This is a genomic window from Chryseobacterium tagetis (assembly GCF_016735585.2).
Lineage (GTDB): Bacteria > Bacteroidota > Bacteroidia > Flavobacteriales > Weeksellaceae > Chryseobacterium > Chryseobacterium tagetis.
In genome coordinates, this window is sequence record NZ_JAERSE020000002.1 from 923839 (window position 1) to 947097 (window position 23259).

General features: G+C 34.7%; 20 protein-coding genes. 4 read left to right on the forward strand and 16 right to left on the reverse strand.

The features are described 5' to 3' along the window. Nucleotides 1-16 precede the first annotated feature (16 nt). The 16 genes from JI747_RS09770 to JI747_RS09845 form a co-directional block, all read right to left on the reverse strand. Nucleotides 17-781 (reverse strand): polysaccharide deacetylase family protein, encoded by a 765-nt coding sequence (locus JI747_RS09770; RefSeq protein ID WP_225688141.1) that lies wholly within the window; start codon nt 779-781, stop codon nt 17-19. Nucleotides 782-938: 157 nt separating this feature from the next. Further along, on the reverse strand, nt 939-2000 hold the full coding sequence (locus JI747_RS09775) for a beta-ketoacyl synthase N-terminal-like domain-containing protein (protein WP_225688143.1): 1062 nt from the start codon (nt 1998-2000) through the stop codon (nt 939-941). Next, nucleotides 1997-3196, reverse strand: a complete 1200-nt coding sequence (locus JI747_RS09780; RefSeq protein ID WP_225688145.1) for a beta-ketoacyl-[acyl-carrier-protein] synthase family protein — start codon at nt 3194-3196, stop codon at nt 1997-1999. The genes JI747_RS09775 and JI747_RS09780 overlap by 4 nt, the downstream gene beginning before the upstream one ends. Nucleotides 3197-3260: 64 nt before the next feature. Continuing rightward, entirely contained in the window at nt 3261-3518 is a 258-nt protein-coding gene (locus JI747_RS09785; RefSeq protein WP_039369882.1) for a phosphopantetheine-binding protein, read from the reverse strand. Between the two features lie 68 nt (nt 3519-3586). After that, the gene (locus JI747_RS09790) at nt 3587-4126 is read right to left on the reverse strand and encodes a 3-oxoacyl-ACP synthase (RefSeq protein ID WP_225688147.1); all 540 of its coding nucleotides are present in this window, start codon (nt 4124-4126) and stop codon (nt 3587-3589) included. Nucleotides 4127-4136: 10 nt separating this feature from the next. Then, nucleotides 4137-5309: a beta-ketoacyl synthase N-terminal-like domain-containing protein gene (locus JI747_RS09795; RefSeq protein WP_225688149.1), complete on the reverse strand. Its 1173-nt coding sequence runs from the start codon at nt 5307-5309 to the stop codon at nt 4137-4139. Then, nucleotides 5309-5731, reverse strand: a complete 423-nt coding sequence (locus JI747_RS09800; protein ID WP_225688151.1) for an acyl-CoA thioesterase — start codon at nt 5729-5731, stop codon at nt 5309-5311. The genes JI747_RS09795 and JI747_RS09800 overlap by 1 nt, the downstream gene beginning before the upstream one ends. Continuing rightward, the gene (locus JI747_RS09805) at nt 5721-6992 is read right to left on the reverse strand and encodes an ABC transporter permease (protein ID WP_225688153.1); all 1272 of its coding nucleotides are present in this window, start codon (nt 6990-6992) and stop codon (nt 5721-5723) included. Before JI747_RS09805 ends, JI747_RS09800 begins: the two co-directional genes overlap by 11 nt. Further along, a complete protein-coding gene (locus JI747_RS09810) occupies nt 6979-7734 on the reverse strand; it encodes an ABC transporter ATP-binding protein (protein WP_225688155.1) in 756 nt (251 codons plus the stop codon). Before JI747_RS09810 ends, JI747_RS09805 begins: the two co-directional genes overlap by 14 nt. After that, nucleotides 7735-8730, reverse strand: a complete 996-nt coding sequence (locus JI747_RS09815) for a BtrH N-terminal domain-containing protein (protein ID WP_225688157.1) — start codon at nt 8728-8730, stop codon at nt 7735-7737. It lies immediately after the preceding gene. Between the two features lie 95 nt (nt 8731-8825). Beyond that, nucleotides 8826-9230, reverse strand: coding sequence for a hypothetical protein (locus tag JI747_RS09820; RefSeq protein ID WP_225688159.1), 405 nt, complete (start codon nt 9228-9230; stop codon nt 8826-8828). A gap of 6 nt (nt 9231-9236) precedes the next feature. Further along, complete coding sequence (locus JI747_RS09825) at nt 9237-9680, reverse strand: ABC transporter permease (RefSeq protein ID WP_225688161.1); 444 nt, start codon at nt 9678-9680, stop codon at nt 9237-9239. 68 nt (nt 9681-9748) lie between these two features. Next, complete coding sequence (locus JI747_RS09830) at nt 9749-10180, reverse strand: hypothetical protein (RefSeq protein WP_225688163.1); 432 nt, start codon at nt 10178-10180, stop codon at nt 9749-9751. Beyond that, nucleotides 10180-11319 (reverse strand): beta-ketoacyl-ACP synthase III, encoded by a 1140-nt coding sequence (locus JI747_RS09835; protein ID WP_225688165.1) that lies wholly within the window; start codon nt 11317-11319, stop codon nt 10180-10182. The genes JI747_RS09830 and JI747_RS09835 overlap by 1 nt, the downstream gene beginning before the upstream one ends. A gap of 1 nt (nt 11320) precedes the next feature. Then, nucleotides 11321-12235: a dialkylrecorsinol condensing enzyme DarA gene (locus tag JI747_RS09840; RefSeq protein WP_225688167.1), complete on the reverse strand. Its 915-nt coding sequence runs from the start codon at nt 12233-12235 to the stop codon at nt 11321-11323. Between the two features lie 42 nt (nt 12236-12277). After that, the gene (locus JI747_RS09845; RefSeq protein WP_225688169.1) at nt 12278-15931 is read right to left on the reverse strand and encodes an MMPL family transporter; all 3654 of its coding nucleotides are present in this window, start codon (nt 15929-15931) and stop codon (nt 12278-12280) included. A 189-nt stretch (nt 15932-16120) separates the two neighbouring features. Here JI747_RS09845 and JI747_RS09850 point away from each other — a divergent pair, with 189 nt between their 5' ends. The 4 genes from JI747_RS09850 (at nt 16121) to JI747_RS09865 (ending at nt 23240) form a co-directional block, all read left to right on the forward strand. Beyond that, on the forward strand, nt 16121-17113 hold the full coding sequence (locus tag JI747_RS09850; RefSeq protein ID WP_225688171.1) for a hypothetical protein: 993 nt from the start codon (nt 16121-16123) through the stop codon (nt 17111-17113). Continuing rightward, the gene (locus JI747_RS09855) at nt 17110-18249 is read left to right on the forward strand and encodes an EpsG family protein (protein ID WP_225688173.1); all 1140 of its coding nucleotides are present in this window, start codon (nt 17110-17112) and stop codon (nt 18247-18249) included. The genes JI747_RS09850 and JI747_RS09855 overlap by 4 nt, the downstream gene beginning before the upstream one ends. A gap of 357 nt (nt 18250-18606) precedes the next feature. Beyond that, nucleotides 18607-21945 (forward strand): T9SS type A sorting domain-containing protein, encoded by a 3339-nt coding sequence (locus JI747_RS09860; RefSeq protein WP_225688175.1) that lies wholly within the window; start codon nt 18607-18609, stop codon nt 21943-21945. Between the two features lie 140 nt (nt 21946-22085). Continuing rightward, entirely contained in the window at nt 22086-23240 is a 1155-nt protein-coding gene (locus JI747_RS09865; protein WP_225688177.1) for a hypothetical protein, read from the forward strand. Nucleotides 23241-23259 lie beyond the last annotated feature (19 nt).

Genomic DNA, 23259 nt, shown 5'->3' on the forward strand with positions numbered 1-23259 from the left:
TTTCAACTTAAAATTTCTATTTAAAAACTTTTGTCTCTTTTGTGGTTGAGATAGTATCAACCGTAAAAGTTGAGTAGTTTTTATCCTTCAAAAATACTAATAAATCTACCAACACATTATATGTTTTTTCTGAAGTGTCATGAAGGAGAATAATGCTTCCTTTTTTGAGACCTTTGGTAACTTTTTGGTAAATTTTTTTCTCATCCTCTGTAATGGTATCCAAAGAACGGACATTCCAGCCGATGCTATTTTTGTGAGTTTTTTTTATTGCTTTTCCAATATTTGGATTGGTAACTCCAAAAGGAGGACGGTATAAATCGGTTTTTAGATTTCCAACTTTTAACATGATTTTATCACATTTTTCAATTTCTTCAACCATTTTTGAGGTAGATAGAAACCCTGTGTTGTTAGAATGCAAATAGGTATGATTTCCAATAGTATGTCCTTCTTCAATAATCCGTTGAAAAGTTTCAGGATATTTTTCAATCTGTTTTCCAATACAGAAAAAAGTAGCTTGTATGTTATTCTCTTTTAACAAATCTAAAAATTTCGGTGTAAACTCGGTCGGCCCATCATCGAAAGTCAAAGCAACTTCTTTGATTTTTGTCCTTTTATGAGTAATACTGTCGATGAAATACCCTAATGTAATATCAAACGAACCCCATGTCAAAACTGCAGTAAACCCAAGAAAACAAAAGAAATACACCCAAAAAGTCCCGTGAAACGCATAAATAAAAACGTTACAGAAAAGATAAAATAAGATAAATAGGTAATGTTTCATCTTTTATTTTGAGTTAAATATTCAGTTGCTTTAAACGGTATATTTGTCATTCCGTAGGAATCTCGATAGAGTTTTAAAGTTGTTTAGATTCCACGATCTACTTCGTTTCGCTCTGAACGACAAAGAGACTGATGGATTTACATTACAATTAAATTAATTAAGCCCTCTCCAGCAAAACCAAGCTATGATCATTTCCTCCCAAATGATTATAAAGCAGAATTTTTTTAATTCCTTCTTTCTTTAAATCATTAATCATCATCACTTCCTGAATTTCTTGATTTTTAAGAATATGACATGCCATAAATGTTGAGAAACCACTTGCTGTATTGAATTCTCCACTCAAATGTTTATAATACAATAAAGCTGAATGTTGAAATACATCCATTGCTTTCGTATAGTAAACATCAGATTTTGCATCTCCGCTGAAGCCTAAAATCACAGCATCAATATCATTCGAAGTTAATTGATTTTTAGCTAAAAAACCTTCAATAAATTGTTGGGTTTCATTTAAATCTAATCTGCTGCTAATCTGAATGTCTTTCAGTTGAGCGTAAGAATTTTCCGTTTTATCTTTTCCTAAAACAAAAAAGCTGGCTCCTTCTCCCCAAATGACTCCATTGGTTGTTGATTTTAAATAATCAACAGGAAGATCTTCTTCTTTTTTAATGGTGTTGTTTAATCTATACAATTCCATGGTTCGGTCGGTTTGTTCGTCTGTAGAACCTACCAAAACGTTATCTGCTTCTCCATCATTGATCTGTAGTTTTGCATCTAAAAAAGAGAATTCCAGAGACGAAGAAGTATTGACATACGTGAAATTGTACGCATGACACTGCAAACCTAAAGCAATTTGTCCGGCAACAGTATTGTGAGTGGATTGAATAAAATAAGTTGGAGTTAAGAACTCTTCATTATTATCTATCACATTTTTTAGAAATTTTTCAGAATCCTGAGAACAACCCATTCCTGTTCCTACGATAATTGCATCAGGATTTTCGATTCCTGCCTCTTGTAAAGCATATTTTGATGCTACGGAACTCATTTTTACTGTTTTAGACATTCTTCTGCTTGCTGCAGGTGGAATGAATTCTTTGTAATTGGGTTCAATAGCTTTTACAACTTGAGACAAGTTTACAGGCTGTAAATTTTGAAAGAAATTCTCATTTAAAGTGTCCTGAACTGAGATACAGGCTGCACTGTTGATGTAAACGGGACTCATGATTTTGAGAAAATTAAAGTTGAACAATTTCCCCCAAAACCAAACGAATTGGAAAGAACGTGGTTGATATTTTTCTCTTTAAGTTCAGTCACAGGTGTCAAATCAAATTCTTCCATTTTTGTTTTAAAATTAAGATTTGGGAAAATGATATTGTTCTGAATCGCTAATAAAGAATAAACGGCTTCAATTCCTGCAGCCGCAGCCAAAGTATGACCTGTAAAGGCTTTTGTAGAACTGAATTCCGGAACGTTATTTTCTCCAAAAATTCTGATCATCGCAATTCCTTCCGATAAATCATTATTAGGCGTTGCTGTTCCGTGAACGTTGATGTAATCAATATTTTCTTTCTCTAAACCGGAAACTTTTAATGCTTTTTCCATGGCTAAATAAGCGCCTTGTCCGTTCTCTGAAGAAGCGGTTTGGTGATGAGCATCATTGGCATTTCCGTATCCTGAAAGATAACCTAGGACTTTTTTATTTTCCTTTTTCACGACTTCATCAGATTCTAAAACGATGAAAGCGGCTGCTTCCCCTAAATTCAGACCTTTTCTGTCATTGTCAAAAGGAGTGTTGTAAGAATCTGTAAGGATCATCAATGTGCTGAAACCATTCAACGTAAATTTTGAAAGAGAATCTGTTCCACCGACAATTACGCGGTCTAAAATACCGTTTTTAATAAGCTTTGCGCCCATCATAATTGCGTTTGCAGCAGATGAACAGGCTGTACTGATGGTAGAAACCATTCCTTGTAAGCCCAAATAATCTGCAATCAGCAATGATGAATTTCCGGCATCATGAGCGTCAATATATTTTTGCTTTTCAGGGAAGTCTTCGTAGGTGTAGAAGTATTTTTCGGTGATATCCATTCCGCCAACACTTGTTGAGGAAATCAATCCTGTTTTATATTCATTAATGTCAGAAATTCCGGCACTTTCTACGGCTTCTTTTGCGGCAACCATCCCTAATAAAGAGGTTCTTGTAGCATTATTGTCTTCATGTAACTGAAGTTTTTGCACAAGCTCTTCATTAGATAATTTGATCTCGCCCGTTTTTATATTTCCGGTATGGCGTGTTTCAAACAACTGAATGTCTGAAATCCCATGTTTTCCGGTTTTTAACGAACTCAAATTTTCTTCCACATTGTTTCCAATCGCGGAAATGATGCCCATTCCTGTTATGGCAATTTTTTGACCCATTTTGCAAAATGTAACAATGTATCAATACAACGGTTTACGCCGATTGATACATTGGTATATTAATTTATTTTGTTCTGTTTTCTTCAATGAATTTCGCCATTGTCTCGATAGAAGCGAAAATCTCTTTTCCTTTTTTAGGATCAGATAATTTGATTCCGTATTCTTTATCAAGAAGAACGATTAATTCAAGCGCGTCGATGGAATCCAATCCAAGACCTCCTCCGAATAAAGGATCTGTATCTTTGATTTCTTCTACTGCCACGTCTTCAAGGTTAAGGACTTCGATAATTTTGTGTTTTAATTCTTCTCTTAAGTTTTCCATAATTTAATTTCTAAAATTGTCATTTTAGGAGATTTAATTTCTCTTTTAAATAACAAATTGTATATTTTTTATATTGTTAACAAATATACGAAAGCATTATAACTTTCCTGATATAGCTCTACCCAACCGCACAATACTTTATCAGCCTTTCCTGACTGTAAGATCTGCTCTGAGTAATCGTTTAAAAATTTTTCATCAAATTCGTCCAAAACAAAAAAAGCATTCTCTGTCTGCATTTTATGTTTAATACTGATTTCCCCCACACAAATGTTCGGTAAAGTATACACGAAAACAGCTGGACTCGGAAAATAATTTTCCTGTGAATTGATGCTTTCCTGATATTTAAAATCGGTATCTAAACTTGATGACCTGTTGGCAAAAACCAAAGCTGTTCTGCTGTGATCTTCATCTTTTAAAATCATTTCAGAGGCAAGAAAGGCGAGTTTACTTAAACTATCCATTTTGTGGAATTTTGGATAATTTAGTTCTAAAGTTTTATAGGCTTCTTTTGCGAAGTCTGAAAAGTTTTCAGTCTGGGTTTCAAAAATAATTTCGTTGTTCAGAACGATTTTTGAGTTTTGTATGGTGCAAATGTCTGTTTTCTTCATGGGTATCATTTTAACATTTTTCCAAAACAATTGCCGCATTACACCCGCCAAAACCTGAGGCTGTTTTCAAAATATATTTGATTTCTGCAGGTTGGTTTTCTTTAATAATATTCAAAGATTGGGAAGTTCCCGTTTCTTCGAAATTTTTTGATGGAATCAATGTATTATTCAAAGCAGATTCCATCGAAATAATACTTTCCAACAATCCAGAAGCACCTAAACAATGACCGTAATAACCTTTCATGCTGTTTAGAGGAATATTTTGTAATTCCATTCTATTGAAAGCGATGGCTTCCATTTCGTCGTTATATATTGTCGCCGTTCCGTGTGCAGAAATAAAATTAATCTGCTCTGCCGAAACTTGGGCTTCTGTTATTGCATTTTTGATGCTTGCGAACAATCCGTCACCAGTTCTTGATGGGCCGGAAATATGGTTCGCATCGTTAATTGCTGAATCTCCCAAAACTTTAAAACTAAATTTTTCGTTTTGTGGGATTGCTTCGTCACTCTGTTCCTCGCAATGACCAGTAATATAAATTGCTGCGGTTGCTTCGCCTATATTTATTCCGTCACGGTTTTTGTCGTAAGGTTTGCAGATTTCCGTTCCGATTGCCTGAAATGAATTAAATCCTGAAATCACAAATTCTGAAATCTCATCTCCGGCAATGACAAAAGCATCTTTGTATTTTCCTGCCTGAATCATATTTTTCGCAACAGCAATCGCCATTACTCCCGAAACACAGGCGTTGGAAACAACAATTGGTTTCGTTTTAAATCCAAAAAAATCAGCGATCTTTTGAGCTAAGCTGGAAAGAAAAACACCTTCCGGTAAAGTGGATTGGTTTTTTAATAAGCTGATATTTCCTTTTGTTGTAGATAAAATAAAAGCTGTATTGTCTGAAATCTGATGTTTTTCAACTAAAGGTTTTAAACTCAGCAAAAACATTTTTTCGAGCCTTGTGAATTTTGTACTGTCATTCTGAGTTCCGTTGAAGAATCTCTTAAACTCTTTATCCAGTTTTTCAGAATCAATCATAGAAGCATAAAAAGGCTCTTGATTTTCTATAATTTTATGTAAAGCTACGCCGGATTTCCCTTCTAAAAGAGCATTCCAGTTTGAAGGAACATCAAATCCTAAAGGGGTGACGCAGTTATAATCTGTAATGTAAATTTCCTTCTTCATTATAATCCCATTTTATCTTTCCAAGCCTGAAAAAACTCAGGATTATATAAACATAAATTATTGTCTGAATCTAAGAATACCTGAATGGTTTCTCCTGAGCAGACCAATTTATTTTCTTCGTTGAAGAGTTCGTATCTGTAAATTAATTTTGCCGAATTGGAGTTCACAAAAGTGGTCACGATCTTGAACGTTTCTCCATATTTTAAAGGAAGAAAATGTTCGCATGTGCTTTTTACAATCGGTGTTACAAATCCTGCTTTCTGAATATCAAGATAGGTCAAACCGTGCTGTCTTCCGAAAGCTTCTCTACCGTCCTCGAAGTACACAATGTAATGACCGTGCCAAACAATTCCCAGCGGATCTGTTTCATTGAACCTTACTCGAACAACTTCTGTACAAGTTAAATTTTCTTTAGACTGCATTTTGTTTTCTTTCGTAAATTAATGAAATCCCGACCATCGCAAGATAAAATAAAAATAAGAATGTTAACTCTTTTGCAATTCCGCCGATTCCGCTGTTTCTTAAAATGATGTCATAATAAGCATTTAATCCCCAATTCATAGGAGAGAATTTGGCTACAGATTGCATGAATTCAGGCATTAAAAATACAGGAACCCAAATTCCTCCGATGGCAGCCAAAACTACAACGGATGTTGCTCCAAATGGTGCAGACTGTTCCTGTGTATCAGCAATTGTTCCCAATAAAACGCCAAATCCAATCGCTGCCAAACCAGAGAATAAAGTCACAACAATAAGCTGGAACATTTTTCCTGTAACATCAAACTGCGGTAAATCCATATAAGGGAAAAGGTAAATTCCTACGGCAACCATCAGTAAAAACTGAATCATACAGATGATAAGATAAGTAAATGTTTTTCCTAAAATATGGATGAAATAAGGAGTCGGGCTGATTCTTGCTCTTACACTTGTTCCCTGGCTTTTTTCTTTAACCAGATTAATAGATAAAGGCACTACAATAAAGAATATTGCGAACAATGCCCAAGCCGGAACGTTGTGCTGAACTGAATTTGGAATCACTTCCATGGCTCCTTTTCTCGGGGTGATTTCTTTGAAACTGATTAGGTTTTTATTTTCTTCAAGATTTTCAGTGGTGCCCAATTGATCCTGGAACGCTTTGTAAATCTTTTTATTCTCGATCTCAAATACCATTTTGTTCACGGAATTCATTACAGAATTTTTGAATCCGGCATTGGTTGCAGGATCAAAGTATAAATGAATTTCTTTGGCTTTTATAGCTGGAACGGGAACTTTTTGGTTTGAATTTTCCTCCAATCCAAAGGAGCTTACAATCGCCTGAACTTTTGCATCGATATTTGAATTTAAATCTTTCGTTAAATTCTGAGGAATAACGATTGCCATCTGATAATCTCCACTGAAAACAGCATCTTGGGCGGATTTTTCAGTGTAATTGGTCAATAGTTGGAAAGTTTTGCTGTTTTCCAGTTCGTGTTTTATATTTTTTGAAACTTCAGATTTATCGTTATCAATGAAAATAATCGGGATTTTTGAGCCTTCAAGGTTTTTGAAGGTAGAATCCTGAATTAAAGTAATGGTGATAATCAGCAATAAAGGCATCACGAAAATGATGACGATTCCTCCGATATCTCTTTTCAGTAAAAGAACTTCTTTAACGAAGCTTCTCCATAATTTATACAACAACATCTCTTAATTCTTTTCCGGTTAATGAAATGAAAACGTCTTCTAGGTTTTCGGCACTCGCGACTCTGTTCACCAATTCTTCAGGGGTTCCGACTGCATGGATTTTTCCGTGATCAATAATGGCGATTTTTGTACAGAATTCTTCTGCTTCTGAAAGGTGATGTGAGGTATAAATGATACACGTTCCTTTTTTATTCAAATCCAAAAGATAGTCGATAATGGCTTTTTTAGACTGAACATCAACTCCGACAGTTGGTTCATCCAGAAATAAAACTTTAGGGTTGTGAAGGGTTCCTGCAATCAGATTACAACGGCGCTTCATTCCTCCTGAGAACTGTTCTACTTTTTTATCAGCAAATTTTGATAATCCCATAATTTCTAGGGATTCATCAATCGCATTTCTTAATTTTTTGTGACTTAAACCGTAAAGACTTCCGAAATACATTAAGTTTTCTTTGGCAGTCAACGTAGGGTATAAAGCGTATTCCTGCGGAACGATCCCGATGATTTGTCTTAATTTAAAACCGTCTTTTTGAGGAGAGAGTCCGTTGATTTTAAAACTTCCCGAAGTTGGTTTTATCAATCCTGAAAGCATGGAAATTAATGTTGTTTTTCCTGCTCCGTTTGGTCCGAGAATTCCGTAGATTTCTTCTTTCTCAATATTCAGCGAGATGTCATTTACAGAAAATTCTTCTGCATTTTTATATTTTTTGTATAAATTTTTAATCTCAATAAAGTTCTCCATTTAGATCGCTTTTTTCAGTTTTTTATAAAAAGCTTCTTCCAGATCTGCAATATGAAGCAGGGTTTTTGAAAGCTGGTTGTAGATGTCGCTTTTCGAGTTTCTGTTTTTATAAACTCTTGCAATATCCACTGCAAAATCTCTCCAAAGGTCACCGATTGTTGTGATTTCCTTGGATAATTCTTTTAACTGATCGTTTTTTAGAATTACGGCAGCTTCCTGTAAAAATGCGCCATAGATAAATCTGAAACCACCGCCTCCGGTTCCTATTTCTTCCTGCATTCTGATCAATTGGCCAAGATAATGATTGGTCACTTTTGTACCTTTTTTCTCAGCCCATTTCGGGATGTTTTTTGCGACCCATCGCATAGCTTTTACCCCAATTAAAGGAACGGGAGCCAACATATTTTTACAGGTATCTTTGATCCCTTTTTTGATGGCTTCCTCCAGGTTTACATTTTCAGGAATGTAAGTAGGGTAGTACATGTGACCTTTTGGAGGAAGTGCTCCTTTGGCATATCTTACCTTTTCAAGTTCTGCTTCGGTAAGGGTTGTGGTGTAATCCATCACAGGATCGCTGATCAGGAATTTTCCGTCTTCTTTTCCATATACGACCAAATTGTGGGCGTTGAAATGGAATTTATATTCTTCAGGGAAATAGGTTAAGTTAAAAACTCCTACCTGTAATCCTGTCGGTATATTTTGATTTAAATTTCTTTCTAAAGCTTTCTGGGCTTCGGCCGGGTTTGAAAATTTTTCTCTTTTTATTTTAATTCCCAGTCTTTTTGCCGCTTTGCTGAAAATTGCGCCCGGCATCGGACGATAGCTAAACCCTGGAGCAAAATTTACTTTTAAAAAGGGTAAGTAGACAAAGAACAATCCGGAACCGATTCCGAAGATCATAGGTTCGCTGAGTTTTAATCCTTTGTTCAATAATAAATTGGAGGCAACACCGTTTTCGCAATGCGCTGTTTGGTGATGTTCAAAATTAAGTTCCATTTGAGCTTTTATCTTTTTATCTCGGGAGATAATTTTTTAAAAGAGATTCTTCCTTCGTCAGAATGACAAACAGAATGTTTTCTATTTTAAATTAATTATTTTCCGTCGAAGTTTTTTAATTCATCCACTGAAATTCCGAAAGCATCGGCATATTTTTTCAGGACGGATTCGCTTAGTGTTTTAAATATTTTTGGTTTTCCGTGTCTTTTTACCCGCCATTGCCACATTCCGACGTAGGCAGCCAATACCTGAAGATCCATTTTGTTAAGTTCCATGAAGTAAATGATGGGACTTATTATATTATTGGCAACGTTTTGTTTTGCTTCTTCAATTCTTTCGTTAATTAACGCTAAAGATTCTTCTAAGGCGGCTTTTTTCACATCCCAACCAATACTGTTTGCGGTAGTATAGTTGTTATTCTCATCTGTTACATACAAGACTTCTGTCATGTTTGCTGATTTCAGATTGCTTTCGTCTTGGGGAAGGTCTTGTTTTTTCATTGGTTATTAGTATTTTACTTCTTGAATAAACAAATTAATTTCAGCTCTTATCAGAAGTTCATCATTATTGAACGTTTCACAAAAGATATTACAGATGTTTTCAAACTGAGATATCAATGCTGCTTTTGAAATGATTTTATCACCCACTTTTGGTAAGGCAAAAACTTCAATTTTCTTGATATTGGTAATGAAACCGATCACTTTTGTATCTGCTTCAGGATTTTCGAAGAAGCTTTGTCCCAGAATGGATGAACAGGTTTGAGCTAAATTTTCGATTAAACCTGCTTCAACGAGTTCACTGTTATGAACAAAAACATTGTCTTCTTTTATTTCAAAGGAAGTAATCACTTTTTCTTTAGTCAATTCCAGAATATAATCCGCCATCAGCATCGGTTCACGATGCGGGAGAAAATTGTGTATATTGATGATGTTTTCTTCCTTGATTTCCATTAAAATTTCAATTTTATTTTGCAAACCTCATCGATTTTTAAAACCTATGAGGTTTACCAATGTATAAATTACATTACAACCGTTTTCATCTGGGATTTAGCAATAACCTCATCATTAACCTTCGTCACAATATCTACTAAAGTTACTCCCATCATTTCATTAATAATAGAAACTTCTGAAGTGAGCTTATCACCCAATTTGGGTAACTGTATTGCTTCAAAAGTTTTGATAGCGCCAATATATCCTGTCGGAGCTTCTTTTCCTAATAAATAGAATTTGTAGCCGGTGTGTAAAGCCACACTCTGCGCCTGATGTTCTACTAACCCAGAAGCCTGAAAAATTCCGTCCTGAACAAAAATATTCTCCTCTCTTATTTCAAATCCTGAAACCAATTGTGTTTCAGAATATGCTGTAATGCTGTTTACCATTACAAAAGGAAATCTTTGTGGAATTAGGCTTTCCACGAAACTCTGGTCAGTTGTTGGTAATTTGTTCTCCATTAGCAAACCGTTAATAAAGCACAAGAATATGCAAATCTTCCACTTTCAGGAACGCAAAGAAGTACTTTTTCTCCTTTTTTCAGTTTTCCTGAATTCATTAATTCTTCTAAGGCTACAAAAATAGAACCTGCACCAATATTTCCGATGTCTGAAAGGTTATAGAACCATTTTTCCCAAGGGAAGTCCAATCCTACTTTTGCAAATTCGTCTTTTAAGCCTTCTTTAAAGTATCCTGATGAAATGTGTGCCAATACATGGTCGATAGATTCCGGATCTAATGTATGTTTGTCAAAAGATGATCTTAAACTTTCGGCACCTTTTACTAGAATATATTTATCTAAAATTTTAGTATCTTGTTTTAAAGCAAAAATAGATTGCTTGAGCCATTCGTCTGATGGATAATCTGCCCAGGATTGTAAGCTTCCGTCTTCCTGCTTTTCGCAACCTGCATACATACAAGCTTCGATCTCATGAGCGTAAGAATAGAAATCGATCCATTCTACTTTTAAATTGGTTTCGTTTTCTCTTGGTTTGTTTTCCAATAGGAAAGCTCCGGCTCCGTCAGAAAGCATCCATCTCAAAAATTCTCTTTTGAAAGCGATAATTGGTCTTTCTTCCAGTAAAATTAAATTTTCAGCTTCGTGGTTGAACTTGTCTGCGGTCATCCAAGCTGACATTCTTTCAGAACCTGCACAGACAGCCTGTTCCTGAACTCCTGCTTTAATGGAAAGGAATCCATAGTTCAAAGCATTCATTCCTGAGTTACAAAGTCCTGTAGCGGTATTAATTTCAATAGATTTCCCGATGTTCAGTTCACCGTGAACCATGGAAGCATGTGAAGGCTGAATCTGATCCGGAGAAGTGGTTCCCACAGACAATAACTTCATATCTTCTTTTTTGAATTGTTCATCAAAAAGTCCTTCAATTGCTTTTGCTGTAAGCTGGGCATTTGTATGCGTAGGTTTTCCTTCTTTATCTAAGGCATAATATCTTGTGGTGATCTTGTTATTTCTTAAAATAATTCCTTTTGCTTTAGACTTCGCGCCATTTATATAACCAAGATACGTTTCCATTTCGTCATTTGAAACCGGCTCGTTGGGTAAGTATTTGGATGCTTTTGTTATAAATACGTCGTACATTCTACTTTAAATTAATTCCTTGTAAATATTTTTTTTCTTTCTGTCTTTTGAACCAAAAAATTGGTGTTGTTAATAAGTGTAAAACTAACACTATAGGGGATATAATCCATATAGCCGCCATCAAATATACCTTAAAGAATTTGATAAGCAGCGGTCGTTTTTCTTTTTTCTTGATAATAAGGTTTGACCAAATGGTGAAAATTTTGTTTCCTACCTTCTCTACACGCACCAGGAACGGTCTTATTTCTATCGCTCCGTTTTTTACGAGATCAGGTTGTAAGCCTTCAAAATCATTATTTCTGAAATGAGATTTAATGATGTGTCCGTATTTCACGGCACCATTTATTTCTTGATATGAAACTCCGGCCGCTGGAAGTATTCCTGATTTTTCTTTTTGTCCGCCGATCATCCAGCGAATAACGGTCAATACACTCGTATAGTTGTCGTGTCTGTCTACCAAAGCGATATTTCCTATCAATTTAGCTTTTAAATCTTTTAAATATACTTTCAGTTTTTCCTGAGAGAGCATCCACATATTTCTGGTGCCGGAAACGGTAACAACAGGTGTGTCTTTCAGGAGTTGTGCTGCATAGCTGCTTTTTAAAAATGAGATAATAGGAATAGAAGGGGTTAAATACCAAACCTGATATCCGAAAATAATAAGGTCATATTTTGTATTCAATACCTCATCCGGTGGAGGAAGAATTTCACTTGGAATCTGTAAATAAGACTCAGGAAAGGTATTGAAAAATACATCATTCGGCCATGGAAAAGGAAAATCCTCTTTCATTTTAATATTATAGTAAGTAACCTGATATTCGTCTTTTTTGTCTTCAAAAGGACGGGCGATGTTCTTTACAATATCTTCAAGTTGACCTGTCTGAGTATAATATAGTACAAGTATATTCTTCTTCATGTGTTTGTTATTATTTACAAAAATATGTTTTTCAATGGTATATTATGTATGTCTATATATTTTTATTGATGCCGAACTGAATTCTAAGGTATAATTTGCATGTTCAAAAGCCGTATTTCCTTCATTTATAAAAATAATTTTTGGAGGAAATTTTTTTACATTGTTGAAATCAAACGAATCTGTTGAGATCAAAAGAACATCAATTTCCTTATTTATTTCAGAAAAATCTGCGAGGTATTTGATCTTTCGCTGCTTCACGATATAATTATATCTGGCGATTTCCCGTTTTTCAGGATCAAGAACAAAACTGAATATTCTTCTGCTTGCTTCCTGTAACGTAAATAAAACATCTTTTTGTCCATAATCATTGGCGATGTGCAGAATGTTCCCGCTTTTCGGAAGATGTTTATTCAGTTCAAAATAGAGGGTTTTATTTTTCTTGAAATCTTCCTTTACTTCTTTTACGACTTCGGTATCTTTATATAAAAAGCTTAAGAATAACTTCTTTTTAAAATAATTTTCATCTTCCAGCTCACTTCTAAGCTTTGAAAACTCTTCCCTGAAATAGGCATTGATCTTTTTTGTCCTTTCAGAATAGGTTGTTCCGAACTTCAGATTGTCTTTATGAATCCGATCTCCTACTTTTACGGTAATGGCTCCGTCGTAGATAATGAAATCTCCTTTGGGCAATACTTCAGAATTTCCGTGGATATAAACCGGAACAATATCTAATCCAAATTGTTCTGCAATATAAAATGCTCCTTTATGAAATCTTTTTACATCATTGGTGTAAGAGCGCTCTGCTTCAGGAAAAACTACTAAAGAATATCCCTGTTCTACTTTTTCTTTTAATTGATCCATGCCGTTTTCAATACCTTGAGATACAGGATAAAATCCTAAAGCTCTTACCAGCTTCCCAAAAACAGGAGAATTATATACCCAATCATTGACTAAATAGATAATTTTATGATTGCTCATTGCTAAAGCCAATGTGTCAAGAAAAGACGTATGATTGGCAATGATTACGGCTGGTTGGCTGAAATCTTCATTCGGGTTTTTGATTAGCCTCTTTTTTACAAATGGATTGGTGTATAAAACGGAAACTAAAAATTTAGCCATGATCAATTTGATGATCTCCAAAGTTTTTCCTTTTGAATTTTTGGCAAAAATACTTCCGATTGCTGAAAAAATTAATCCTCCCAATCCATAATACAGAAAAGAGAATGTTGAATTGATGATGAGTCTGAAGGTGATCGGTGAAAGTCCTTTTTTGGCTCTGTTGGTAATTAATAGCCTAAACCAAAACGGGTACAGTGTTGAGGTGATAATAATTACAGAGAACATTCCGATTAATGCGACTAAAGCTAATGAATGTAATGCCGGATGTTTGGCAAAAATCAAAGAGCCTATCGAAAGTACGGTGGTGAAAACTGCCAGAATGATAGAAGTTCTGTATGTCGGCAACTCATTTTTTCCTGTTGTGTGTTCTTTCTGCATAGCCTGAGTAAGGAAAATACTGAAATCGTCTCCCACCCCAAAAACCAAAGTGCAGACAACCGTACTGAAAATGTTTAATTCTAATCCTAAAAAGTAAAGAATTCCTGCAGTAACAACTCCGGTCAGAACAATGGGAAACATCGTTAAAACCGTCAGCTCAAAATTCCGGAAGAAAACAATGATCGTTAAAACAATAGCCAGCAAAGAATAATTAATCAGGGTATTGAAATCTCTTTTCAATAAACCTAGGAAGTTTTCATTCATCTGTTGACGGTCGATTGCCAAAGCGTCGTGATTTTTTTCAACGTCTTTGATGAAGGCATCCCTTTTTTTATCATCCACTTTTACAACATTCGAAACCGTATAAAAACCATTTTCGTTGCTTAAAAACTCCGAAATCTGTAAAGCTTTTACCTTTTCGTAGTCTTTTAAAGTTAAAGTAGAATAGCTTTTATTTAAATTTTCATTAAACTGATCAAATGCAGAACTGTTGAATCCAAACTGATTTCCGTTCTTTATTAATTCGGAAATGGTTTGATTCTTCTTATTCGAGTCCCAGAATTTATTCCATTCCTCAATCTTTTTTTGCTGATCTTTTTCCGAGAGAACCACATTTCCGAGAGAATTGTAGCTTAGAATTTTCCCCTCTTTCTTTTCTTTTTCTAAAAACCGGCTCAGTTGGGAGTTTCTGGTGAGAGCTTCATTTTCCGAATTTCCGTAAGAAATGGTATAAATGGATTTTGAAGTGATGTCTGAAAGCTTCTGAAGTTTTGCTTCACTTATTTTTAAATCTTTAGGGATATAATTTAAATCTCCGATGTCTTCATTAAAACCGACATGTCGGAAACCGAAAAGACAGATTAAAATAATAACCGAACATCCTATAATTAAAGGCTTATTTTTCTCGTAAGGATACGAACCTATCTTGTCTATGAAGTTTGCATTGACGGCTTTCTGCTTTGTCTTTGGTGTGTATAATTGCGGAACAATGATCAAAGCGGTGATGGATGACAGAATCACGGTAATCGCTGCAAAAAGTCCCAGATCTTTTAAAGCTTCTGAGCGTACAAAAACCAGACATAAAAAAGAAACTGCTGTTGTGGCACTGCTTAAAATAATAGGCTGGGTAATTTCCTTGTAAAGTTCTTCAATGTTATTGTTGTGCTTATAATGCGTCAGAATATGAAGCGCATAATCGATGGTGATTCCTATTAAAATAGCTCCTACACTCAATGAGATTGCAGAAATTTTGTCTTTAATAAAGTATAAAATTAACAGAGCCAATAAAACAGAGAAAACTGTCGGAAGAAAAACAATGATCGGCGTGAAAACATTTCTGAAATAATAAATCAGTAAAAGCAAAAGAACAGTCATTGAAATAATAACCGTGTTTTGAATATCCTTTTTAATCTGTTGGGCATTAGCAACAGCAATTACCGGAGAACCGAAGTAGCTGATTTCCGTTTTTCCTTTGAATTGTTTGTTGAGGTTGTCTTTTATTCCATTGAGATGATCAATAAAAGCCTCGTTATTTTTTGTGTCGTTGCTTTTGTTTTTCGGATCAATGAAAAGAAGAAGATTTTTCCCGTCTTTGGTGACAATGTAGCTGTCTTCAAGCTTGAAATCTTTGCTGATATTTAGAGCATTCAGTTTTTTGATCCCTAAAAAAGTGATTCCAAGCGGATCTTTTTTAATGAATTCTTTGGTTACTAAACTTGTGGGCGAAACCAAAGAAACGTAATTGTTTTCAACCTGCTTTGAGATGCTGTCTTTTTGAAGTTTTCTTCCGATTTCAATGTAATCGTTTTCATTTAAAAATAAAGGAAGATTCTGATTTACGAAATCGAAAGTTTCTGAAATTTCATTGTCATTTACTTTTCCCTGTACAGAACCTATATATTTTTTTAAAGGTTCAATTTTATTTAAAAAAGTATCGGCAGTTTCAGAAAGCTGAAAATTATCTTCTTTGGATTTGTTTTCAATAATGACGATGATCTTATCTGAAAAGTTGAGTTGTTTCAGAACTTTTGCTGTGAGATCGGATTTTTCATTTTTAGGAATTATCTGGTTAATATCTTCTTCAAAGTTGATTTTTGAGGCGAAGAAAACGCACAAAACGGCTATTCCTGCCGCAAAAAGTACAGAAAGAATCTTGTTTTTTGAGATGAGATAATATAAAAATATGAAGAAATGATGCATTACATTATAAAATCAAGTTTGCAAATTTAAATTTTTAGGAGGGAGTTCAAAATTTTTATGGATAAAGTTTGAGTTGAAAATCAATAAAATATTTGTAGTTCAAATGAAAAAAACTTATATTTTTGCAAATAATGTCTTTGTAAAGAGACTTTTGAAACAAAATTATTCTAATTTGAGGAACTGTTTTGTATGCATAAACTATTTGATGAAAAAATAAATGACATTTTATTTGTCATAATCTTCCCGTTCCTTCTTTTATTCATGGCATATTACGGCTTTGAGTCTTCTTATGTGGATATGAAAATGTGGGAGAAAGCGCCGGATTTTATGTTCTCATCGGTATATGCGTATCGTGTTATTCCGAATTATCTGAGTGTTCATATTTCTGAAATTTTTACTGAGATTGTTAACGGCTTTCCTGGGCTTAAGGTTTTTCTTTTAAAACACGGAACTTTATTTTATCATAGTGTTTTTATTGTCAACAGCTTCTTTTTTGTTTTATCCTCTGTTCTTCTATCTTTAATTTTTAAGCTGAATCCTTCTGCTTTCTTTAAGGATATTAAAATTAGAAGGATTGTACATTTATTGGCCGTTTTCTTAATCGTGATTACCCAATATGTGCCGACAAACTGCGATGTTATTGCGGTCTTCTTTTATCTTTTCGGAATTTTATTCACCTTAAGGTATTTTCATTATAAAAAGCTTAGCGATTTTTTATTGCTGTTTGCCTTGATTTTAATTTCAACTTTTGTGAGAGAAACCTCTTGCCTGAATATTGCTTTTTTTGCTGCGCTCTTTGTGAATATAAAAAAGATTGATCTTACCTATGCACGCGAGATTATTTTTCTGGTAGCTGCTTTTTTAATTCCTTATTTAGGGTTGAAATATTTTATTCCTCAAAATGCTTCTTTTGCCGAAGGGGTTTATCTCGTTAAAAATTTTACAAGTCCTTTTAATTTATCTGGATTATTCTTTGGTGTTATAGGGTTGTATTTTGCTTTTACACTTTGTACTTCAGATCAAAAAAATATTTTAAAAAAATACCTTCTTTTCTCATCTCCTTATATACTGATGATTGCTTTTGTCGGGATTTTTTGGGAGACCAGACTTTTTATACCTTTACTCCTGACCAGTTTTGTTATAGCTTCTCATGAGTTTAAAAAATATCAAATCACTTCATGAGCTTATTACACCCATATTACATTATTGCGATTATTTATATGCTGATTTTCAGCTTTCAGGAAGTGTTTTCCGGAAGGGTTGATAAAAAATGGCTTTGGCTTTTAGGGGTGTATCTTATGATTGTTGCGGGGCTTAGAGATCAGGTAGGACCGGATTATGGAAGTTACCGTGGTATTTATATCTATTCAGGGACAAAAGATTATGTGAGCATCTTTATGAAAGCCCTTAATATGGAAGGTCCACAGATAATGGATCTAGAATGGCTATTCGTCCTCATCAACAAGATTTTGCTGAATGTTTTTAATGCTCCCTTTTACATGCTTACGTTTGTAATTGCTATCATTACAATCATTTTTAAGATAGATTATATTGAGGATAATACCTTTTATCCCTTTACCTTCATGCTGTTTATGTTTATCCCTGGTTTTTTTATTGGGGAAAGTGGTCAGATTAGGCAGTGTTTAGGTTCCTTTATTGTCTATTATGCTATTAGATTTATCAAGCAGAGGAAATTATTTTATTACCTTTTGTTTATTTATATAGGGGCCGGAATTCATAACGTATGTTATGTGTTTTTACCGATGTACTGGCTGGTTCGTGTTCCTCTGAATAAAGCCTGGATGCTGATTCTTATTGTAGTTTCGGTCATTCTTTCTCCTTTCGAAGTATATCGTGTTTTTGGAGATTTTTTAACAAATATTGCTTCTCAAAGTGAACTGGTAGAAGGTTTCAATGGGTATATTGATGAAAGTGTACAACGTTTGAACGGTGGTTTCGGAATTCCTGAAGTGATGATGATCATTCTTACATTCTTCCTTTTCTTCTTCGATTCGGATATGAAAAAGAAATTTCCTTATTACGAATATCACAGGAATTACGCGGTGATAGGGGTCTGTTTTTATTTTATATTTAGAAATAATCCCATTTTCTCTTCCCGTTTAGCGGGTGCATTTATCGGATTCTCCTATATTATTATTCCAAATGCGATGTATGTCGCTTCCGATAATGTCAAAAAAACAATTTATACATTCATCATTGCTTTGGTGATGTTTAACTTTATTGTTTTCTCCAGCTTTAAAAATATTGTGAACGGTAGATTTACAATCGATTTGTATAAGAATCATCTTTTACCATAAATCTAAGTTTTTTGCTTTAAATAGGGCGATGCGTAATGTATCGCTTTTTTTTGTTTTATGTATTACGGTTAAAATTAATCTTAAATTAATTGTTTCTGTATAATATTATTATACTTTTGCAGAGAAACATGAATGATGAATGATTTATTAGTATTTGAATATGTTTATTTTTTATTTAAGATAAATGTATTTGTTTTTAATTATTAATAATTTTTAGCATTTATGATTTCGAAATTTGAGAAACTCACTTTGTGGGGAATAATAAGCTTGAAAGATCAATTTTCTTTTAGCTTGAAAGCTCTGTATGTGGTGTGTTTACTGCCTATACTTGGCTTTTCTAATGTGAAAAATGACTCTTTGAAATTGAGATTTTCAAAAGAGTTTAGATTTGAAACAGGAAGATTAAAAGAACAAAAAAATCAATATTCCAAAACCTTATTGAAAGATTGGACAAAAGCCCCCAATAGCTATGTTTTTGATCCCAATTCTTCTTATGAAGGCATTTATATTCCTGTGAAAAAAGCATATGCAATTTGGCAGAATAATTCATTTTTAGGTACATCGGGAATTCCTTCCGGTACCGTTACAGCAGATGTTTTGTGGGAAGATGTGCATGGGCTAATAAAAGCAAATGCCAATTATAGTCTTGAAATAACAGGATCTGGGGAAGATGCAAAAATCAAAATTCCGGTGAATAAATCGAAAGAGGGAAATGCGGTAATTGCATTCAGAGTAAATGGAGAGATTTTCTGGTCTTGGCACGTGTGGGTAACGGAAGATCCAAGTAACGGATCTTCTTATAAAAGTTTTCCGGGAGTCAAGCGAAAAAGAAATGACGGGGTTGTAGAAGCTATTCCCGATTCAGAATGGAAATGGATGGACCGGAATTTAGGCGCTGTAAGCAATTCCATTACGGGAACAGAATGGAACAGAAACGGAGGACTGCTTTATCAGTGGGGAAGAAAAGATCCTATTCCTCCTTTGGTAATGAAGGGCGGAGATTTTTATGAAGTTTCGGGTATGGCAGGAAGAATTCGACACAGAGCCGCGAAAAATTTTGATAATGCAACAAATTTTGACAACCTCCGACAGTTTGTTCTGCTTTCCAATGCTACGGTAAACAATAATATTCAGCTTTCTGTAAAAAATCCGTTAAGCTTAATTTATGTAAATAAAGACGATAATTCCGGACCGGCGTATTACAATAATAATACAAACCTTATGGTGAACTGGTTTGGGAAATCTTCTGTATTAACAGATAATAAACTGTCTGAGCTTAATTTATGGTCAGATAATTCTGAAGGAAAAATAGTAACGGATTACAATAATTCTGATAATGCGGCGGTATATAAGGATAAATCATCATTTGATCCCTGCCCGAACGGCTGGAGAATTCCTTCTATGTTAACGGCGAATTTAGCTTCTGCATCCTACGTAGATGATGTCCGTATAGACTTTTCTCCTTTTGGGGTGCAGACTTCATTGGGGAAAGATGTTTTCGAATCCAATGGATATCATATTATTAAGCCCAATAATACCAATGTCCCTTCGTTTTTGCAGGGAGTAAAAGTATATCCCAATTTAGGTTTTGATTTCTCTAACGTCGGAGGCTTTAATATGGGTATTTTTCCCGGAACAGGACAGTTGGTGATAGATTCTCAGGCAGGGCAATATACAGATCAGCATCATGTAGGACTGTGGACGGCGACTATGGCAAGACATTTTGATATGACTCCGGCGGTAGGGGCAAGATCGATGTTTATGATTTCGGATCAGTATCAGACCGATGTGCCGGATCCTTCTAAACCCAATATTAAAGGAAGATATTGGTATATGCCGACATCCGCTGTAAAAACATCGGACGCGAATGCCTGCAGATGTATCAAAGATCCTTTATATACCATCGATGACTATGATTTTCCAACTGAGTATTTCAGTGCTGCTGCAGAATATAAAGAAGGCTTAGATAATCCGAATACCTATCAGATTGTAAAATCCAGTACTTTATCTGCTATTGAGATCCCGGTGAGTAAGGCATTCTCTGTACAAAGTCAGTTATTAGGAAATGAAGCGATACTGAATGCCTCTAATTTTAATAATTTAAAAGCAAACGTTCTTTGGTCTACGAATACCTCATTGATCAATACTGTGACAATAACGAATCCTTCTCCTGGATCAGTTTCCGGGCTGAGTAATTCAAAAATTGTGGTCAATATCAATCCTAATCAGAGTGGTAATGCGGTCATAACACTGCACAACGGAAGTATTACCAATCCTGTTTACTGGTCGTGGCATATCTGGGTTACCGATTCTGCATTGAGTAGCTATACTTATGCTACTGAATTACCGGATGCTACAGCGACTAATTATGTAAATTATATTCCTAAAGGAGATATCTTAAAAACGGAATTCATGGATAGAAACCTGGGAGCTACCGATGCTTTTCCCCAGGTTGCTGATCCTTTTACTCCGACTGCGGCAGAACTTGCAAAAATTCGTGCATCGACAGGATTACAATATCAGTGGGGAAGAAAAGACCCTATTCCTTCTTTTCAAAATGCAGATAACAGGTCGAGCTATAATGTATTTTTAGGAAATGTTTCAAGCACCGGAACGGTTGCTTATACTACACTTACCCCGGCGGTTTATAATGATCTTTCCGGGAATTATATTGTACCGTATAATACCTATTCAAATGCATCGAATGCAAATGTTTTATCTACCGACAGACCTTCGCAGAAAATAGCGAAAGTACTTTCTTATGCAGTAGGTCATCCTTTAGTATATATGATCCCGAGCAGTTTTGCTCCTTATAACTCTTCGGTGCCCAATTACACCAACGGAACGGACTGGCTTTCAACAGAGCCTAATCTGGCTGCTGACAGATGGGGAAGAGGTGGAGAAAAATCTCCTTTTGATCCTTGTCCGCAGGGATGGAGAATTCCTGATTTAACTGGGATTACTATAGTAACCAATAAAGATTTCGGGATCTCTCCTTGGTATAAAAAAGATAAAAATGTAGCAACAGCTTATAGTGTGATCAACGACTATTTAGGGACTCGTGTTCGAAATAGTACTTCTACGACCATAGGATATATGTATAACAATACAGGTTATTCAACTGGTAATTATCCGAACTCGGGATCCCGAGGATTTAGAAGTGTAACGGCAAATCAGACAGCTCAAGGAACATTTAATGTGAATAATTTTCAGTATCCGGGAATATGGACAGATGCTCTCGATTCGAACTATATCGGAAGAGCAGTGAATATTCTTTTTGATGCGGCATCAAGCGCTAACCGGATGATCGCTTTTCATGATAACAATGATCCGTATTTTGGAATGAACTGCAGATGCGTAAAAGTGAAATACGATCAGAATGGAGAAGAGCTGGGTTCAATCCCTAAAAACCAAGTAACTGCGGGAGTAGGGGGTTCTCAAGGAAATCTAGGAACAACCAGCGTAGAAAAGAAAGATGAGGAACTTGTTTTATATCCTAACCCTGTTCGTAATACTTTATTCATAAAAGGGGGTACGGAAAAATCGTATCAGTTTCAAATATACAATGCTGCCGGACAAATTGTTTTGACGGGTCAGTTTAAAAATAATCAGGCAGATCTTTCGGCTCTTTCCATCGGAGTTTATTTAGTTAAAATCAATAATTATGAAACTGTAACGAAAATCATCAAGCGATAATTTTTTTAACATCTTATATATTTTAAAAAGAGACATATAGTTGTAAAATGTTTTTAAATTCATACTTTTGATTCAAAGGAATGTATGATAAAAACAAAATTCTATATGTTTCTTTTTTTTTGTGGAAATTCCTTTAAGTAATGACAGTGTTAGAAAAATTAATCTCCCGTTTCAATAGTAAGATTTTTATTTATTTTCTCATTGCAATAACGGCAATTTATACGCTGGTTTTTACTTTTCTGCATAATATGCATTCTGACGGCTATATTTTGGGAGATTGGCTGGTAAATTATCAGGACGGAGGCTTTAAAAGAAGAGGATTGTCCGGAAGTTTCTTTTTCCTTTTACAGGATCTTACAGGGATAAAGCTGAATATTTTAGTCTATGGCTTTCAGTTCATTATTATCTCACTGTTTTTTTATTACTACTTTAAACTTATACAATATAAAGAAACAACCTTTCTTTATCTTTCCCTATTGCTTTCTTCAGTAGGTTTTGTCGGCTTGCTGAATTGTGTGGATTATGTTGGAAAAAAAGAATTTATTATCTTTCTTTTGTTTGCTGCTTTTACCTATTTAATAGATCGTGATAAGCTTACCAAAACAAAAGAATGGGGATTTTGTGTTGCTCTTTTCATCTCTACATTATTTCATGAAGTCACTTTATTCTTTATCCCGTATTTTTTGATAACCTTATATCTGAAAACAGGGAGAATAGAACCTGCGAGATATTTGAAGTATATTTTAGCGGTTTTTATACCGGCTGTTTTGCTTCTGTTGTTTGGGAAAGAAATCAATGAAGGGCAATCTTTACATATTTTAAAAGAAAGAGGAGTCATTTTTACGCGGGGAATCTTTTTTTGGAATATCGATGAAAGACAATATATAGCAGAACACTTTGCAGAATACAGACTGTATTTTCTGAGCTTGGGAATTAGTATTTTCCATCTTGCATTTTATCTTAAATATGTAGTAGAACGAAAAATAATAGCCATTCTTCTGATAGGTGCTTTTCTGTTCTCCTTTCCTCTTTTTTACCTTGCGATCGATTGGGGAAGATGGATGTATATTCACATGATGTTGATCATCATCCTTTTTGCTCTGTTCCTGAAAAGAAGTGACTCAGTCTATGCTTCGGAAATAATAATTGTAAATAAAAAATTTTACATCACGTTGCTGATCATCATTTTTTCATTAATCTATCGTGTAGAAATGTCAGGAAGAGGTTTTACATTCGAAGGATTGTTCTACCGGATCTGCGTAGCACCCGTGGAATTATTAAATAAAATGCTCTAAGCAGACCTATATAATAAAA

Excerpts from the sequence above, each read along its gene's own strand:
- JI747_RS09770 (WP_225688141.1), bottom strand. The coding sequence starts at position 781 with ATGAAACATTACCTATTTATCTTATTTTATCTTTTCTGTAACGTTTTT.
- JI747_RS09840 (WP_225688167.1), bottom strand. The coding sequence starts at position 12,235 with ATGAAGAAGAATATACTTGTACTATATTATACTCAGACAGGTCAACTT.
- JI747_RS09865 (WP_225688177.1), top strand. The coding sequence starts at position 22,086 with ATGACAGTGTTAGAAAAATTAATCTCCCGTTTCAATAGTAAGATTTTT.
- JI747_RS09825 (WP_225688161.1), bottom strand. The coding sequence starts at position 9,680 with ATGGAAATCAAGGAAGAAAACATCATCAATATACACAATTTTCTCCCG.
- JI747_RS09775 (WP_225688143.1), bottom strand. The coding sequence starts at position 2,000 with ATGAGTCCCGTTTACATCAACAGTGCAGCCTGTATCTCAGTTCAGGAC.
- JI747_RS09815 (WP_225688157.1), bottom strand. The coding sequence starts at position 8,730 with ATGGAACTTAATTTTGAACATCACCAAACAGCGCATTGCGAAAACGGT.
- JI747_RS09790 (WP_225688147.1), bottom strand. The coding sequence starts at position 4,126 with ATGAAGAAAACAGACATTTGCACCATACAAAACTCAAAAATCGTTCTG.
- JI747_RS09805 (WP_225688153.1), bottom strand. The coding sequence starts at position 6,992 with ATGTTGTTGTATAAATTATGGAGAAGCTTCGTTAAAGAAGTTCTTTTA.
- JI747_RS09820 (WP_225688159.1), bottom strand. The coding sequence starts at position 9,230 with ATGAAAAAACAAGACCTTCCCCAAGACGAAAGCAATCTGAAATCAGCA.
- JI747_RS09780 (WP_225688145.1), bottom strand. The coding sequence starts at position 3,196 with ATGGGTCAAAAAATTGCCATAACAGGAATGGGCATCATTTCCGCGATT.
- JI747_RS09855 (WP_225688173.1), top strand. The coding sequence starts at position 17,110 with ATGAGCTTATTACACCCATATTACATTATTGCGATTATTTATATGCTG.
- JI747_RS09810 (WP_225688155.1), bottom strand. The coding sequence starts at position 7,734 with ATGGAGAACTTTATTGAGATTAAAAATTTATACAAAAAATATAAAAAT.
- JI747_RS09845 (WP_225688169.1), bottom strand. The coding sequence starts at position 15,931 with ATGCATCATTTCTTCATATTTTTATATTATCTCATCTCAAAAAACAAG.
- JI747_RS09800 (WP_225688151.1), bottom strand. The coding sequence starts at position 5,731 with ATGCAGTCTAAAGAAAATTTAACTTGTACAGAAGTTGTTCGAGTAAGG.
- JI747_RS09785 (WP_039369882.1), bottom strand. The coding sequence starts at position 3,518 with ATGGAAAACTTAAGAGAAGAATTAAAACACAAAATTATCGAAGTCCTT.
- JI747_RS09850 (WP_225688171.1), top strand. The coding sequence starts at position 16,121 with ATGCATAAACTATTTGATGAAAAAATAAATGACATTTTATTTGTCATA.
- JI747_RS09835 (WP_225688165.1), bottom strand. The coding sequence starts at position 11,319 with ATGTACGACGTATTTATAACAAAAGCATCCAAATACTTACCCAACGAG.
- JI747_RS09830 (WP_225688163.1), bottom strand. The coding sequence starts at position 10,180 with ATGGAGAACAAATTACCAACAACTGACCAGAGTTTCGTGGAAAGCCTA.
- JI747_RS09795 (WP_225688149.1), bottom strand. The coding sequence starts at position 5,309 with ATGAAGAAGGAAATTTACATTACAGATTATAACTGCGTCACCCCTTTA.